This window comes from Noviherbaspirillum aridicola (assembly GCF_019656455.1).
Classification (GTDB): Bacteria; Pseudomonadota; Gammaproteobacteria; order Burkholderiales; family Burkholderiaceae_D; genus Noviherbaspirillum; species Noviherbaspirillum aridicola.
Map to the genome: position 1 here is coordinate 105,224 of NZ_BPMK01000004.1, position 16,019 is coordinate 121,242.

8 protein-coding genes and 1 pseudogene are annotated in these 16,019 nt (G+C 60.8%); 6 read left to right on the forward strand and 3 right to left on the reverse strand.

What is annotated here, in order from left to right:
* Nucleotides 1–44 precede the first annotated feature (44 nt).
* Complete coding sequence (locus tag NCCP691_RS05725) at nt 45–377, reverse strand: lysozyme inhibitor LprI family protein (protein ID WP_220807294.1); 333 nt, start codon at nt 375–377, stop codon at nt 45–47.
* Nucleotides 378–889: 512 nt separating this feature from the next.
* On the opposite strand from NCCP691_RS05725, the gene NCCP691_RS05730 reads away from it, so the two are divergent.
* A complete protein-coding gene (locus NCCP691_RS05730; protein ID WP_220807295.1) occupies nt 890–1,108 on the forward strand; it encodes a hypothetical protein in 219 nt (72 codons plus the stop codon).
* Between the two features lie 515 nt (nt 1,109–1,623).
* Here the strand turns inward: NCCP691_RS05730 and NCCP691_RS21500 are convergent.
* Nucleotides 1,624–1,752 carry a hypothetical protein gene (locus NCCP691_RS21500; RefSeq protein ID WP_274387224.1) on the reverse strand — a complete coding sequence of 43 codons (129 nt, stop codon included), beginning with the start codon at nt 1,750–1,752 and terminating at the stop codon, nt 1,624–1,626.
* Between the two features lie 177 nt (nt 1,753–1,929).
* A pseudogene (locus NCCP691_RS21590) lies at nt 1,930–2,076 on the reverse strand (hypothetical protein); the annotation flags it as partial.
* Nucleotides 2,077–2,362: 286 nt separating this feature from the next.
* Between NCCP691_RS21590 and NCCP691_RS05740 the strand changes: the two are divergent.
* The 5 genes from NCCP691_RS05740 to NCCP691_RS05760 all read left to right on the forward strand — a co-directional run bounded on the left by NCCP691_RS05740 (nt 2,363) and on the right by NCCP691_RS05760 (nt 16,014).
* On the forward strand, nt 2,363–3,367 hold the full coding sequence (locus tag NCCP691_RS05740; RefSeq protein WP_238482335.1) for a hypothetical protein: 1,005 nt from the start codon (nt 2,363–2,365) through the stop codon (nt 3,365–3,367).
* 36 nt (nt 3,368–3,403) lie between these two features.
* Nucleotides 3,404–3,736 carry a thermonuclease family protein gene (locus NCCP691_RS21595; protein ID WP_373870324.1) on the forward strand — a complete coding sequence of 111 codons (333 nt, stop codon included), beginning with the start codon at nt 3,404–3,406 and terminating at the stop codon, nt 3,734–3,736.
* Between the two features lie 984 nt (nt 3,737–4,720).
* On the forward strand, nt 4,721–6,193 hold the full coding sequence (locus tag NCCP691_RS05750; RefSeq protein ID WP_238482336.1) for a TolC family protein: 1,473 nt from the start codon (nt 4,721–4,723) through the stop codon (nt 6,191–6,193).
* A 122-nt stretch (nt 6,194–6,315) separates the two neighbouring features.
* Nucleotides 6,316–7,053 (forward strand): efflux RND transporter periplasmic adaptor subunit, encoded by a 738-nt coding sequence (locus NCCP691_RS05755; RefSeq protein WP_238482337.1) that lies wholly within the window; start codon nt 6,316–6,318, stop codon nt 7,051–7,053.
* A 21-nt stretch (nt 7,054–7,074) separates the two neighbouring features.
* A complete protein-coding gene (locus NCCP691_RS05760) occupies nt 7,075–16,014 on the forward strand; it encodes a cadherin-like domain-containing protein (protein ID WP_220807298.1) in 8,940 nt (2,979 codons plus the stop codon).
* Nucleotides 16,015–16,019 lie beyond the last annotated feature (5 nt).

Consider the following 16,019-nt stretch of genomic DNA (forward strand, 5'->3'; position numbering starts at 1 on the left):
GATTGCTGGCGTTCCGCCAGATCGCCGGCGCCGTGGGTGTCGGGCTATTGACTCCGGTCCAGCTGTTGAAGCTCCAGGAGCCTTGACGCATAAGCGTTGCTGAGGCAGCCGACATCGCTGCTGCAGGTGTTCCTGCTTTTTAGCCACTTTCGCTGGCTATTGACGAGTTCCGACTCTGCCAGTGGATTGGCTTTTTTAATCCGGTTGTATACGGCGGAAAGCTGTTCGTCATATACCGAAAGACGCTGATCTGCGCAGATGACGATTTCAGTCAGCGTAGACGCCTTTTTGCAGTCGTAACTGGCGGCGAGTGACGTACCGGGAAACGCGAGTGCAATAAGAAGTGCACCTGCGATGGCCGCGACCGGTTGCTGCATGTTGATTTCCCCCTCTGTCTGTTTTTTTGTGGCGGAAGTTTATTCGAAATCGGTTGAATCCGCTGCACTGGCGTCGGCTTTTAATTTGGAGACGGCGGTTCTCCATCCATCCTCTGCACTATTACCACCGCGTTTGTTGAAACTCTGAATCTAATCTTGAAGGGACGCTACGAACACTAGCGCTGCAGCAGTCTGCCCGTTGTCGGCCTGAAGCAGCACTTGGATATCACGTGGCAAAAATCTGGCGGCCGACGGACTGTTTTTTAAATGAGGCAAAGAGAATCTGGGTGCGGACGGCGTCCATACTGAGCTGTCGAGTGCATTGCTCAGGCTCTGTCGAGGCCGATACGAGCATCTCCGACGGAAGGAAATAGCGGATCGCCGTGATGAACCACGGCCGATGGCCCGACCTGTGTCGCCTCCGCGCTAATTGTGAAGATCATATATTTATGGGATTGACGTGACGGGACGTGTTGCCCACGATCTTGCCACTCCAATTATCGCTCATTCCCATGACCATCATCATCATTGCGCTTTTACATGCTGTTCCGGTGCTCATTGCCGCAACGTGGTTCAAGACCAAGTCCGCAGTGTTCATCACGGCAGCACTGATGGCCGTGTTCGGTTTTGCTACGGGTGGGCCCGCTTACGGGTTCATCGACCTGCTTGGAACCTCCGTCGGTGTCTGGCTGAGTCTGAAGATGGTTGGGGGCGGACGCGAAGCGTCATGAGGGTTACGGGCTCAATCCGGGTGGAAATGGGCCGCCTTCATTCGGTCGATTCGGTCTTTCGGTAGTTGAGGACCTGGGAGACGCAAGCAGACGAGTTTTGCGCGTACAACGAGCGAGCGTGCACGTCTATTTTGCCTTCCGCCTCTTCATGCGGAAATCCTGCTTTGATGAAGGTTCTTTAGAAAGAACATCTCGTCCACCAATTCCTGGTGCTCTATGGTCTTGCTGTCCAGGACGAGACGATTGGAGGCGCGTCCATAAGTCGGCGATGCAGGCCCGCCTCAGGGGCGCTGCAACGGATCGCTCTGGTCGGCTCCTTGCCCGTTCGCGTGTCCTGCGGCCGCTTGCGCTGCCTGGCCCAGCGTCGTTCCCTCAGGCCCCGTCCCTTGCTAGCAGCCGGCGCGACGAAGTCCGGACAAGGCGGACGGGGAGAGGAACATGGGTGAAGATGAGGAAGTTAGCGTTCCGCTCTCCACCGTGTTCTGCTCACATAGATTCCGCCTCAAACCGGGCGCTCATGGGAATTCATCATTCTTCCGGCGTCCCGGTTTCTCACGCAGTAACCGCTCAAAATACTCGTCGATCATCTCCTGTGTTTTTTTCATCCAGCGCGGGTCGTCCATCCCGGTGTAATCCGGCTTCATCCCAACAAATCGTTCACCCCCTTGCATCGCCTCCCTGGCCGACGTCCGTGCAACTTCACCTGCCCGACCAGGCCGCAACTTGTTCCCGCGGATCGGATGCAGGTAGGAGGCGGGGACAGGGCCGCGCTTGCGGCGGAGTCGCTTCCTGCCAATGGACCACGTCATTGTGTAGCCGCACCTGGGGAAGTTACTGCAGCCCTGGAAGGGACCGTACTTGCCGGTCTTCTCGACGATGGCGCCTGTTTTGCATTGGGGGCGCTGGCAGCAGACGCGGCGTCCCTGTCCGCTTGGAGTCGCGCCGGCACTCCATTTTGACAGTGACAATTACCGCGCTTGCGCTACGCTGAAGTCGAAATTCAGGAAGACAGCGTTCCGGCAAGTGGTTCCCAGTGTTCCAGCGTTCGCCGTCGCTTTTGGCGTAGGTTTGCTAAGTCAGGGCTGTTTTTCCCTTGAGAAGGTACTGTTGCGTCAGCAGTACCTTCGCAACGCGCGCCGAGCGACCGCGACCGGTGCGTGAAATGCCTCGACGGGTCTGTCTTGCAATACGCCTGTATACGTTTGGCAGCTCAGCTGCAAATTGGTGATGAGATTGCGGATCGAAGGGTGACGCATGCTGCAACTGGGCCACTTGAAGGAGCTTGGATGGTCAAGGCCTGAGCGGGCATTTTTCGAGCGGGCGCGTATGTTCTTGTGCCGCCAAGTGGCGGCGAAATGGTTACAATGTATAAAAAGCAAGAGCGAATCTTTTCTCAAGGGGTGGGCCATGCAGGAAAACGTACGTTTTGCAGACAACGCTGCCAAGATCTTCGTGTTCGACCAAGTGTATCCATTGGCAGCGGCCACCGAACAAGCGAACAAGAAAAAACTTTACGCGTTTGGCTTGGCCGCCAAACTCAATCCCTTCAAGCGGCCGAAAGAAGAGACCGTGCTTCTGCTCAAACACGAGCTGCGCTACGAGCCTTTCTGGCACGTCGCCACCAAGCGCGAGGTCGACTTTTCAAGGGAAATCAACTACCCAGTTGACGTCGGCAATGCCTATGCGAACAAGGTCGTCATCAACGGCACGGAATACCCGATCACCGAACAAGGGAACAAGCGGACGATTACGCTTGCCGCCGTGGAGTTCTGCCATCGCAAGATCCCTTATGAGGACTACCTGGATGGCCTGTGCCGCGATGTAAAAAAGGGCGCGCTGGAAAACTACATCCGCAAATACAAGTTGCAGGAACACGTCGAACTGCAATTGCCCGAAGCTGTCGCCTCACAGGTCCGCGTGCCCACGTTACTTCAAAAGGTCAACCAAACGTTGTCCGCGGAAGCCATCAATGCCCATGAATTCCAGCAGGACACAATCACCGTGGAGAAGGCCTACCTCTACTACCGGCCCGTCTTTGCTTTCCAGTATTCCTGGACCACTGAAGACAAGGTCGGCGTGATCGAAGTTGACGGGTTGACCGGCGAGGTCATTGAGAACGGGCAGTGGTTCAAGGATAAGATTGAGTCCATTGCGACGCGGGAAATGATGTTCGAAGCCAGTGCCGAGATTGCAAGTGCCTTTGTCCCGGGCAGTGGGCTCGCAGTCAAGGTAATCGAAAAAATCACGACAGGCAGTTGAGACGTTCTCTAGGACCGCAAGCCCGTCAAACTGCGTCTGGCCAACGTCGATGCTCCGAAAAAGTATCAACCCTTTGGCCAGCGACCGCGACAGTCACTTGCCGATCTATGCTGGAACAAGGATGCCGCTTACACGACGCAGGATATTGAACGTTATGGGCGCATCGTCGCTGTCGTTACATGTGGTGGTATTGAAGTCAACCGGGAGCAGGTCGAGCGCGGGATGGCCTGGGTCTACCCGCGTTATAGCAGGGACCGGTCTCTAGCCAGCGTACAAGACAATGCGCGGACCCGGCAGGCGGGGTTGTGGCAGGATGCCGATCCCATAGCGCCATGGGAATTCAGGAAAAACGGTCGTCGCGCTGATTGATACCCTGGCTTGCACTGCAATATGGGATGAATTTCATGTCCGTTCACTCGGCAGGCCTGCTGCGTGATCCATGTCGCTTCATCTACGGAGAGGTCCCGATTCTCGCATTAGTTGTATCTGCGGCAACGACCTGGCTTGCCGAGATACCCACGCTCTTGCCGCCTCGGACCGGATCGGTGACTTTTGAAGTCGTACCGGCATGCTAGAATTCGACAACTTCTTCGCGGTGCCGACCCTATTAGGGGGCAGCGGAGGGGGCGATAACGTAAGTGCTTGATTTTGTTGGAGGGAAACGGCCTGCAAAGCCGTAGACGCCGGTTCAATTCCGACCCCCGCCTCCACTACATTGATGGGTTAGCTCGAACAGAGCTAACCCATTTTTCATTTCAACGCCCCTGATTCGCAAGGCTTCCGCCACAAGCGAAGGCTTCCTTTCGTGGCAGGGCCCCGAAGACTACATCACGCCGTTTCCGGGATCCGTTCATCCCACATTTTCGAATCATAGAGTGTGCGATCGAGTCGTTGCCAACGCCTGCCCGAGGCGGCGCGACTTGACGTTTTTCTACCTTCTCGTTTTTCACTGGCCGCAGCGGCGCCTCAGGTCAAAACCCATGAAATCGCGGCAAACCACGGATAAGGTAAATCCAACAAATATGTTGCGAGAGTAAATTTTAATTTCGAGTATTAATTCACACATTTACGCGACGCAGGAGCGTTTGCAAATGGTGTGGACTAGCAGTGACCATTGCGAATGTGAAGGAAAATTAGTGTCGTAAAAACAGCCTGTTGCACCCAGCATTTCAGTTTTTCTCCTTCTGCTTTCCGCGGCGAAACTGTAGAATGAACTCGTGAAAACTATTAAATTTGTGAACGGGTGCAAATGTGAATGTTTTGGCTAGTAATTCCCGGCGGTCGCTGGCTGTCGTTTGTTCAACGCTTGTTCTCGTTGCTTTGTCAGGATGCGGGTCTCTCGCCCCGACTGCGGTGTCAAAGCAAGAACTGACCGACGGCCTGGCCACGGATCGCAAAGCGGCCCGTGCAAACGTCGAGCCGGTCACCGGGAAGCTGACGCTGGAAGAGGCGATCGCGCGTGCGCTGAAATACAACCTGGAGCGCCGCAGCCGGATGATGGAGGAGGCGATCGCCTTCAATCAGTTCGACGCGGGCCGCTATGACATGTTGCCGAAAGTGGTGGCGCAGGCGGGCTACCGCTGGCGCGACGAGGAACTGGTCTCCCGCAGCAAGGATTCGGTGACCGGACTGCCATCGCTCGCCAACCCCTTCATATCCAGCGAGCGTGCCGCGACGGTTTATGACCTCGGCATGACATGGAGCCTGCTCGATTTTGGCGCAAGCTATTATGGCGCGCGTCAGAATGCCAATCGCGTGCAGATTGCGGCCGAACGCCGGCGCAAGGCAATGCATCTGCTGATCCAGGATGTCCGCGCTGCCTTCTGGCGCGCCGCGAGCGCCCAACGCTTGCAGCAGCGGGTGGCGGAGACGATCAAGCTCGCCGGGGACGCTCTCGTGGACGCGCGCAAGGCTGAAGCCGAGCAGATGCGCTCGCCCGTTGAGAGTCTGCGTTACCAGCGTCAAGTGCTCGAGAATCTGCGTCTGCTCGAAGCGACCAATCAGGAACTTGCGACGGCGCGGCTGGAGCTTTTGCATCTGATCAACATGCCACTGACGACGCGTCTTGAAGTCGAAGAGCCATCGGAAGCGCTCAGCACCCGCATACTGGAGCTGCCTGTCGAGCGTCTTGAAGACGTGGCGATGGGTCTCAACGCGGACCTCCGAGAGCAGTTCTACAACGCCCGTATCGCCCGCGATGAAACGCGCCGCGTGCTGCTTCGGCTGTTTCCCGGTGTTTCGTTCAACTACAACCTGAAATACAGCACCGACAGTTACCTGGTCAATGAGCACTGGCAGGAAGCCGGCGCGATCATCTCGTTCAACCTGATGAACCTGCTGTCCGGCCCCTCCCAGATGCGTCTGGCGGATGCCGGCGTATCGCTGGCGGATCAGCGACGCATGACCGCTCAAATGGCCGTGCTTACACAGGTACACGTCGCCAGGCTGCAGTACGCGAACGCCATTGAACAGTACCAGCGCGCGGAAGCCGTTGCGGGCGTGGACGCCAAGCTGGACGACATCATGGCCAAGCGCGCGAGACTGGAGGTTCAGAGCAAGCTCGAATCGGTCGCCAACAACACTACTGCCATCCTGAGCCTGCAGCGCCGCTACCAGTCTCTCGTCCAGGCGCATACCGCCGCCAGCAGGCTGCAGGCCACCCTTGGCATGGAGCCTGAGTTCGACAGCATGGACGACATGAGCCTGTCGCAGCTGACGTCCATCGTCGCGCGCGCGCTCAAGTCCTGGAACCAGGCCGAGCTGCCAGATGGCGTGCGGATCGAGGAACCTCGGCAGGAACAAAACAAGAATTCCGGCCGTAGTTGACTTGGCGAATGCACCACAGGTCAATCGGGACCGGGCGTGGGAAACGCTCGGTCTGCTTCCAATACATACATCTCAACATGCCACATCTCCCGCTGGGCCTCGCTGCGCTCGTTGCAGCCCTGATGGCTGTACCCGTATCGGCGGCACCCGCATCGCCGGTTACTCAACCTGCCGCCGCCCCGTCGCCCGAGCACGCGATACGCGTACAACTCCTGCCCAGGCGTTATACGACGCTGGCTGCCGAAATCGGCGCCAAGGTTCAGCGGCTGCCCGTGCCCGAGGGCGAGCGCTTTCGGGCGGGCGATGTGCTCGTCGTGTTCGACTGCTCGATACACGCCGCCCAGTTGAAGAAAGCCGAGTCGTCACACTCCGCGGCCAGCCAGACCTGGGAAGCCAACAAGCGACTCGTCGAACTCAACGCGGCCGGCAAGATGGAGCTGAACGTCGCCAAGGCCGAGATGGACAAGAGTCAGGCCGAGGTCAGCGCCGCTGCGGCATTCGTTTCCAAGTGCCGGATACAGGCACCCTTTTCCGGGCGGGTGGCGGAACAGAAGGTGCGCGAGCAGCAATATGCCCAGCCCGGGCAGGCGCTTCTGGACATCATCGACGACGGCCAGCTTGAGATCGAACTCATCGTACCGTCGAAGTGGATGGCCTGGATGAAAACCGGGCTGGGTTTCCGTGTACGCATCGACGAGACGGGCAAGACGTATCCGGCCAAGATCAAGCGAGTGGGCGCCCGTGTCGATCCGATCAGTCAGTCCGTCAAAGTGCTCGCGGTCGTCGACGGAAACCACCCCGACCTCGTCGCCGGCATGAGCGGCCACGCACAATTCAACGTCCCCGCCACCGGGCAGTAACACGAATCCCTGAGAGTCGCCATGAAATCGAAACCGACCAAAAAGAAGAATGCTCCCGGCCTGGTGTACAGCGAAGCCGGGCCCCTGGTACTCGAACGCCGGCTCATGTTCGACGGCGCGGCCGGTGCCGAGGTGGCAAGAACAGTGGCACTTGCAGACCCGGCGGCCGCGCCGACCGACGGCGCGCATGCGGAACAAAGCGACCCCGGACATGCGGTGAACACGCTCGAAACCGCGATCGCGACTTCACAAGGGGAGGCAGCACCAGGTGCGGTACGGCTGGAACTGACGGAAGCAACGAGTGCTGCCCTGGCAGCGGCGGTTGCCCAGGCACAGCAACAGGTCGCGGCTTTCCTGAATCGGGATGACGCGCGCGAACTCCTGCTGTCGGTTTTCCCGGGCGAACAAGGCGATCAGGCGTCGAAGAACTGGGAAGCAGCGGTGGATGAACTGCTTGAGCAGAAACCAGGCGAGCTGACGCTTCCGATCGAGTTGCGCAGCGATGCCGAAATGGGCGGCGCGCTCGGGGCCTTCACGGCCAGCGATGCGTACGGCCGGGCGGCCATCTATCTGAACCGCGAATGGGTGCAAGCGGCGAGCGCGGCTGACATTACACGTGTGCTGACCGAAGAAATCGGTCACGCCATTGACGCACGCCTTAATGGCGCCATCGACACGGCCGGCGACGAAGGCCAGTTGTTCGCCGCCGTGGCGTCGGGAGCGCTGACGGCTACCCAAGCCATCGATTCCCGGCTGGATGCCGACCATGCGCGCCTGACACTCGACGGGCAGGCGGTCGACGTCGAACTAGCGACGCTGGACACCAGCGGGTGGATCACGATAGGACGGACGTCCGACCCGAACAAGGGCAATACCGATGGTGGCTGGACGGCGGCCGCACCCGATCTGGTGTCCGATGCCACGCATCCCACGCTGCAATACAAGATCACGACGGCAGGGGCAGAAAACTACCTGAACTTCAAGCTGCGTGCGGAGAAGGCGCCGCCCAAGGACCTGATCATCGATTATGGCCAGATCCTGTTCGATCTCACCGCCGACGGCATCCCGGAGTTCGCGCTGTTCCTGCGCGTGGTGCAGAACAATGGCTACAGCGCGAGCACGCAAGTGGACAGCATCACCGGCCATGTCACCAACGTCTCGTCGAACTACACCTACCTGGTGTACTTCGTGCCGCTGACTAAATCCTCGGCAGAATCCAATACCCGGCCCAACAATACCACCTACGCGACTCAGCAGCAGTACCTGATTTATGACTCGTCACGCGACCGCTCCGCGTCGGGCGGCTCTGCCACGCAAATTGCCGGCAACAACTACAACGCCAAGGTCGACGTCTTCTTCGCGCCTTCCAGCGAGCGGGATCTCGACGGCGACGGCATCACCGAGAATTACTACGTCGTCTCGTTCAAGGCGCAGGCCTACGCCGATTTCGCCAGCTACGTGACCAACACCTACCCGAATTTCCAGCCGGTACCGGTGACGAGCTGGCCGACAGGCGGCAGTTCCGCATCACCCGTGCTGTACGGCGCGCCCGTTTCCGCCACCCAGGCGAACTCGGTCAACGGCGACATCGGCGGCGGCGCCTACAACGGTTCGGAAACCTGGCGGGAAATCTTTGGCATCAATGACGCACCGGTAGCCAAGGACAATAGCTACTCCACGCTGGAGGACACGGCCATCAGCGGCCGCAACATCATCACCGACGCCGATCCTGTTGCGGGGACCGATTCCGACTTCGAAACCGCAACTTCGCTGCTGCGCATCGACTCCATCGACGGCACCTCGTTCATCCCCAACGGGACCGACAGCACCCACCTTGCCGCAAATGGCTGGATGCAGGTGAATCTCACCCGTGGCACGCTGTTCATCAAGGCCGATGGCACGATGGACTATCGTCCGGGCGCCAACAGCAACGGCAGCGACAGCTTTACCTACGTGGTCAAGGACGGCAGCGGCCGGGTCTCGGCCAGCAGTGCGACGGTGACGATCAACATCACGCCTGTCAACGATGGCCCGATCGCGGTCAATGACACTAACACCGCCCGTGAGGCGGGTGGAGTGAACAACGGCAGCGGCGGGGTGGACCCGACCGGCAACGTCATCAGCGGGGCGGTCACGCTGACTGCCGGGACCGACGCCAGCAAGGCTGCGGATTCGGACGTGGAGGACGCGGCTGCAGCACTGTGCGTGACTGCGGTGGCGAACGTCGCGGTGAGTGGAGCAGCAACGAGCGTCAACAACACGCACAACGATCTTGCGACATCGTATGCCAACGTTACCGGCATGTATGGCAGCTTGCGTATGCTTGCCGACGGTAGCTACCGCTATGTTGTGGACAACAACAAGGCCGCCGTCCAGGCACTCCGGCTGTCGACCAACACCCTCACCGAGACCTTCACCTACACGCTGACCGACACCAATGGGGCAACCGCGAAGGCGACGCTGGTCGTCACGATCACGGGCAACAACGACGCACCGGCCGCAAATGACGACTACAACTCGGCCAAGGAGTCTCTGCGCACGGACGGCACCGCCTATATGAGTGATGACTTGCTTGGCTCCCGGGCAGAGGGCAACGTGCTCAACAATGACACGGATGTCGACGCGAACCAGGAATCCAAGAGTATTGTCGGGCTGAGTGGGGCGGCGACGCTGGGCAGCGTTACGAGCTCCAGCAGCACGCCTACCCTCAAATTCACAGCGAACACGACTTTCAGGCCTGTTGGTAGCGGTGACGAAGCATGGTTGTTCATTGACGGGGTGTGGCGCGCGATGTTTTCGTCAGACGGACACCAAATTACGGCGACGGGCGGCTACAACGCTGCAGATCGGACAATTCCGCTCAGCGGCACCCCAGCGACGTACTACGATTCGGCCACCAGCCCTCGGAAAGCCATTTCCAGTCTCAGTAATGTCGAGGTTGGCTTCAAAGACTCCACTGAGACGACCACAGAGCAAGACGGTGGTAGTATGAAGGCGGGGAAGGTGTCGTCGAGTTCGAGCGGTACGTCCACCTTCAACCTGTCCGCGGTGCCCATCAGCGGCACTATCAAGCAAGGCATGACCGTGACGGGCGCGGGGGTGCCCGCCGACACCGTCGTCATCGCGGTAACCTATACCAACGGCGTGCCGACCTCGATCACGGTAAACCAGGTCATCAGCAGCGCGCCCGAGACAGTCCTCAGTTTTTCGGCCGCCGCCGGGACCACTCTCACCGGGCAGTACGGAACGCTGGTCCTCAATGCGAACGGAAGTTACACCTATACTCCTACGGCCAACGGTCCGCTAAGCGAAGCCGAGTCCGCCGTCGAGACCTTCCGCTACACCATGCAGGATGCAAGCGGCGTGACCAGCACGGCAGTCCTGTCCATCACGGTCTATGGATCGGGAACCAATGATCCGAACGCTGTCGCCGACACGGGCACGGCGGTCGAAGCGGGCGGTGCCGGCAATGCGGCGCCGGGTGCAACCGCCACGGGCAATGTCACGACCAACGACACGGTACCGACCGGCGGCAAGTACGTGATTGGCGCGCAGGCCCCAGGCGCGGCCTCCATGACTGACATCTTTGCCACCACCACTGGCAATACAACCAATGTCAACGCCTCGGTCACCCTGGCGTCGGTAGCCGGGATCCAGGTCGGTATGCGGGTGGTCGGCACCGGCATTGCCAACAACACCACCGTCACGGCCATCTCTGGCAACACGATAACGCTGAGTCAGAGTGCCACCGCAACGGGTACCGGCGTCTCGCTGTTGTTCGTCGCGCCCGTTGCGCAGGAGCTGACCCTGGCCGGCCAGTACGGCACCCTGGTACTTCACTCCGACGGCACCTATACCTACAGCGTTGACAATGCCAACAGCGACGTCCAGGCGCTGCGACTGGCCTCGGAAACCCTGACCGATACGTTCACCTATCGCCTCGCCAACGGCGCGTTCAGTGCCGGTAAGCAGCTACTGACGGACGTCAGCTCCCTCACTATCACGATTCGCGGCGCAGATGACGCGCCTGTCGCAACCGCCGACTACGGGTCCGCGCTGGAGGCGGGGGCGGGTGCAGGCAGCAGCGCCACCGGCAATGTACTGGTGAATGACCGTGACGCTGACGCCGGTGACGGCATGAGGGTCGTCGGCGTCGTCAATACCGATGCCGCGATCCCCGCGAATGTGACGGTCAGCACCAGCCAGAACGACCTCGGCAACGCCTACGCCGGTTCGACCGGACGCTATGGCACGTTGAAGATCCTGAGTGACGGCAGCTACCAATACGACGTCGACAATTCGAACCCCACGGTGCAGGCGCTGGAAGCTAACAGCACGCCGCTCACCGACACATTTACCTATACCGTTGCCGACAATATCCGCAACGCGACCGCAAACGGCAGTGCCGCACAGACCACGGTGACCATCAGCAGCGCCAACGCCAGCATCGTGGTTGGCGATTGGGTGAGTGGCACCGGTGTCGGCAGTGGTGCGAAAGTGGCCGCGATTACGCGGGACGCCGCCAATGCGATCACTACCATCATGTTGAGCGTCGCCAATACCGGAACGGTATCCGGCAGCCTGTCGTTCTACCAGACCTCGACGGCCACGCTGGTCGTCAGCATTACCGGTCAGAACGACGTTCCGGTCGCCGTTTCTAACACTTACCAGGCCACCGAGGACACGCTCCTGACCGGCAAGAACATCATCGCTGACGACAACAACGGTGCGGCAGCCGGCGGCGTCGATTATGACCTGGAGGGCATGAGCCTGAGCATTGCGAGCGTCAACGGTGTTTCGTTCGCCAGCTTGCAGGCAAGCACTGACAATGCCCATCCTGCCGCAAGCGGCTGGAAAATGGTCACGCTCGCCAACGGCGTGGTCTTCCTGAAGAGCAACGGCGATGCGGAGTACAAGCCATCGGCGAATTCGACCGCGGGCGACAGCTTCGTCTATACGGTCACCGATGGTTCCGCTGAGTCGTCCGCCGCGACCGCCACGTTCAATGTCACGGCGGTCAACGACGCGCCGACCATCGGCATGAATCCGGCGGGCGAAGTGCAGGAAGCGTCGACCAGCAATGGCACGGATCCCGATTCGCCTTACGAGTATCACGAAGGCCATTTCGTCATCGGTGACGTCGACGGATTGTCTGACATCAAGTCGATCACCTTCAAGAACACCGGTACGACTGACAAGACGCTGGTCATCGGGACTGGAGCTGGCGAGTTCGCCTCATTGGCAGCGATGGTCGGTCAAACCTTTACGACCGCTAATGGCACGGTCACCATCACCGGCTACAGCAACGGCGACTTCAGCTATCAGTTCAGGTTGACCAGTCCGACCGTCGACGCGGCTGGCGCGGCGGAGACCAACGGCTTCACGGTGGAAGTCAGGGACATTGCCAACGCCAGCGCGAGTGCAAGCGTGACGATCGACATCGTGGATGACGCACCCGCTCTGATTCCTGCCAACGTTTCCGCAGCAGACGTTATCACCGTCGACGAGACCAGCCTCGCCATTGGCAGTGCGAGCTTTGCCGACAATTTCAGCACCGCATTCAAGATGGGCGCGGACGGCGGCACCGTTGCTTATGCGCTGGTTCTAAGTGGCAGCAATGTCGGCTCCGGGCTATTCGCGATCGACCCGCTTGCGGCAAGCGGGAAGGGTGCCGAGATCCTGATGAGCCAGTCGGGCGACACCATCACGGGTACGGCGGGCGGCCAAACCTATTTCACGATCAAGGTCGACACCACGACCGGGGTAGTAGCTTTCCAGCAAGTCAAAGGCATCTGGCACGCGGACAACCGCAACCACGATGACGTTGCGACGCTGAGCACCGCCAGCGCGGGCGATCTCGTCATTCGCGCGACCGCCACCGATGGTGATTGCGATATGGTGAGCCATACCGTCGATCTGGGTAAGAGCGGCTCCTTCAGGATCAAGGATGACGGACCGGTGGTGACATCCGCCACGCCGGCGACGGCTGCAACCATCCAGCTCGACGAGAACAATATCTCATCTGGCAGCATGAGCAGCACGGGTGATTTCAGCGTGCACTTTTCCAACGCTACGTTCGGCACCGACGGCCAGGGGGCCGCCAGCTATTCCCTGCGCCTGTCGGCCGCTGCGGTGAATTCAGGCATCTATCTCACGGACCCCGGTGATACGGTCTCCAGCGACGGTGACGCGATCGGCCAGGGCGCAGAAGTGGTGCTGAGCATGAGCGGCGGCGAAGTCGTTGGTCTTGTCGGCGCACAGGCGGTCTTGCGCCTCTCGGTCGACAGCAGCACCGGCGTCATCACGCTCACGCAGTATGCTCCCCTCTGGCATGGCGACGCCGGGAATTTCGTGAACACGATGGCGCTCACTCCGGCCGCGGGTAGTCTGATACTCGACCGTGCCGTGTCGGATGCTGACGGCGATATCGCCACCGCGTCCTATGATCTGGGCGTCAATGCATCGCTGAAGTTCAGTAGCGATCCGGCACCCTCGGTGAACTCGATCCGCGTTAACGAAGGCTCGCCGTATGCGGTCTTCACGGTCACTGGCGTCGGCAACCAGCAGGTGAAACTGTCGCTGGCCGACGGCTCAGCCAGGATGGACACCGATGGCACCATCCAGACCGATGGCAGCGACGACTACCGTGGCAGTCTGCAGTATTTCAACGGCAGCAGCTGGGTCAACTACACGCCTGATGCGTTCGTGACCATTCCTGCGGGCGGGGTGCTCTATGTGCGCACCGCCATCGTCCAGGACACGGCGAACGAGGGCGACCATACCTTCACGCTGACGGCCACCGGCACCGGCGGCAACGCCGGTACCGGCACGGCCACCATCGACGACCACGGCGGCGGCGTGAAGTATCCGGACCTGCCGCCGGGCGGCACTCCGCCTACTGACACGACCGGACTCGATGATGACCGCGCACCGGGCGTGAATTCTATTCGCGTCAACGAAGGATCTCCGTACGCGGTCTTCACGGTCACTGGCGCCGGCAACCAGCAGGTGAAGCTGTCGCTGGCCGACGGCACGGCCAGGATGGACACCGATGGCACCATCCAAACCGATGGCAGCGACGACTACCGTGGCAGTCTGCAGTATTTCAACGGCAGCAGCTGGGTCAACTACACGCCTGATGCGTTCGTGACCATTCCTGCGGGCGGGGTGCTCTATGTGCGCACCGCCATCGTCCAGGACACGGCGAACGAGGGCGACCATACCTTCACGCTGACGGCCACCGGCACCGGCGGCAACGCCGGTACCGGCACGGCCACCATCGACGACCACGGCGGCGGCGTGAAGTATCCGGACCTGCCGCCGGGCGGCACTCCGCCTACTGACACGACCGGACTCGATGATGACCGCGCACCGGGCGTGAATTCTATTCGCGTCAACGAAGGATCTCCGTACGCGGTCTTCACGGTCACTGGCGCCGGCAACCAGCAGGTGAAGCTGTCGCTGGCCGACGGCACGGCCAGGATGGACACCGATGGCACCATCCAGACCGATGGCAGCGACGACTACCGTGGCAGTCTGCAGTATTTCAACGGCAGCAGCTGGGTCAACTACACGCCTGATGCCTTCGTGACCATTCCTGCGGGCGGGGTGCTCTATGTGCGCACCGCCATCGTCCAGGACACGGCGAACGAGGGCGACCATACCTTCACGCTGACGGCCACCGGCACCGGCGGCAACGCCGGCACCGGCACGGCCACCATTGACGACCACGGCGGCGGCGTGAAGTATCCGGACCTGCCGCCGGGCGGCAATCCGCCTACTGACACGACCAATCTGGATGACGACCGGCGGCTGAGCGTTACTTCGCGTACGTTCAATGAGGCGTCGCCGTACGTCGTATTCACAGTAAGCGGTGCGCCCGGCCAGCTGGTTGAGCTCGAACTGGGCAATACCACCGATGCGGCGGATAAGGATGCACTGCTCGGCGTAGATACCTCCGACGCGGGCGCCGGTGTACCTCTGCAGGTCTTCAATGGTGCGGCCTGGGTGAATTACATACCGGGCAGCCGGGTCGCAATTCCTGCGATGGGCAATACCCTGCTCGTACGAACCGCTCTCGTCAACGATGCCCAACTGGAGGGAGAAGAAACGCTCGTTCTGCGTGCCACCAACGGCAGCCGCATGACGGCAGAAGGGGTGGCGACCATCGTCGACAATGGAACGGGGGTAGTCTTTGGCCCGGATGGGACGCCGACCGGCAAGACGCCGGACGACGACACGCCCAAACCCCCGCCGCCGGAAACACCGGCCCCTGTCGTCGTACAGCCGGTAGTGGTGATGGCGCAAGTGCCTCAGCCTGTCGCCCAGCCCTTCATACCGGTAGAAGTGCCGCAGCGGCAGCCGGAGCCCGTGCCAGAACCGCCGGCGCTTGCGCTGGCCAATCGGATACCGGATCAGTTTGCGGAACGAGATGGCAACGCCCGCTTTGCGGTGCCCGAGGGGACGTTTGTCACAACCCGTCCCGGCGAGCGCCTCACCCTGGCGGCATACATGGCAGACGGCAAACCGCTGCCAACCTGGCTGTCTTTCAATGGCACGTCCGGGGTTTTCGACGGCAAACCGCCTCCGGGCTTCACCGGCGACCTGCAGATTAAGGTGATTGCACGCGACAGCGCCGGCAACGAGGTGGAGGCCATGTTCCGCTTCCATGTCGGGGACAAGGGCGTTTCCCCGGCCCGCGCCCCCGCGCAGCGCGCGCAAGAGGGTCAGACGAAGCAGGAGGTCAACCAACCGAAGAACCGGAGCCAGGAACCCGTATCCGGTCCCGACGCCGAGGTCGACGAGCGGGCCATGCCGGATGGCGCCGCCAATGCACCGGCGGTGTCGCCGACGGCGGCGAAACCGAGCGTGGGGCGCCCGAGTTTGCAACAGCAGGTGCGCGAACAGGCACAGCGCCTGCGTCCGCAGGTTGCCAAGCTACAGCCAGAGAAGGTAGGCTGATCGCT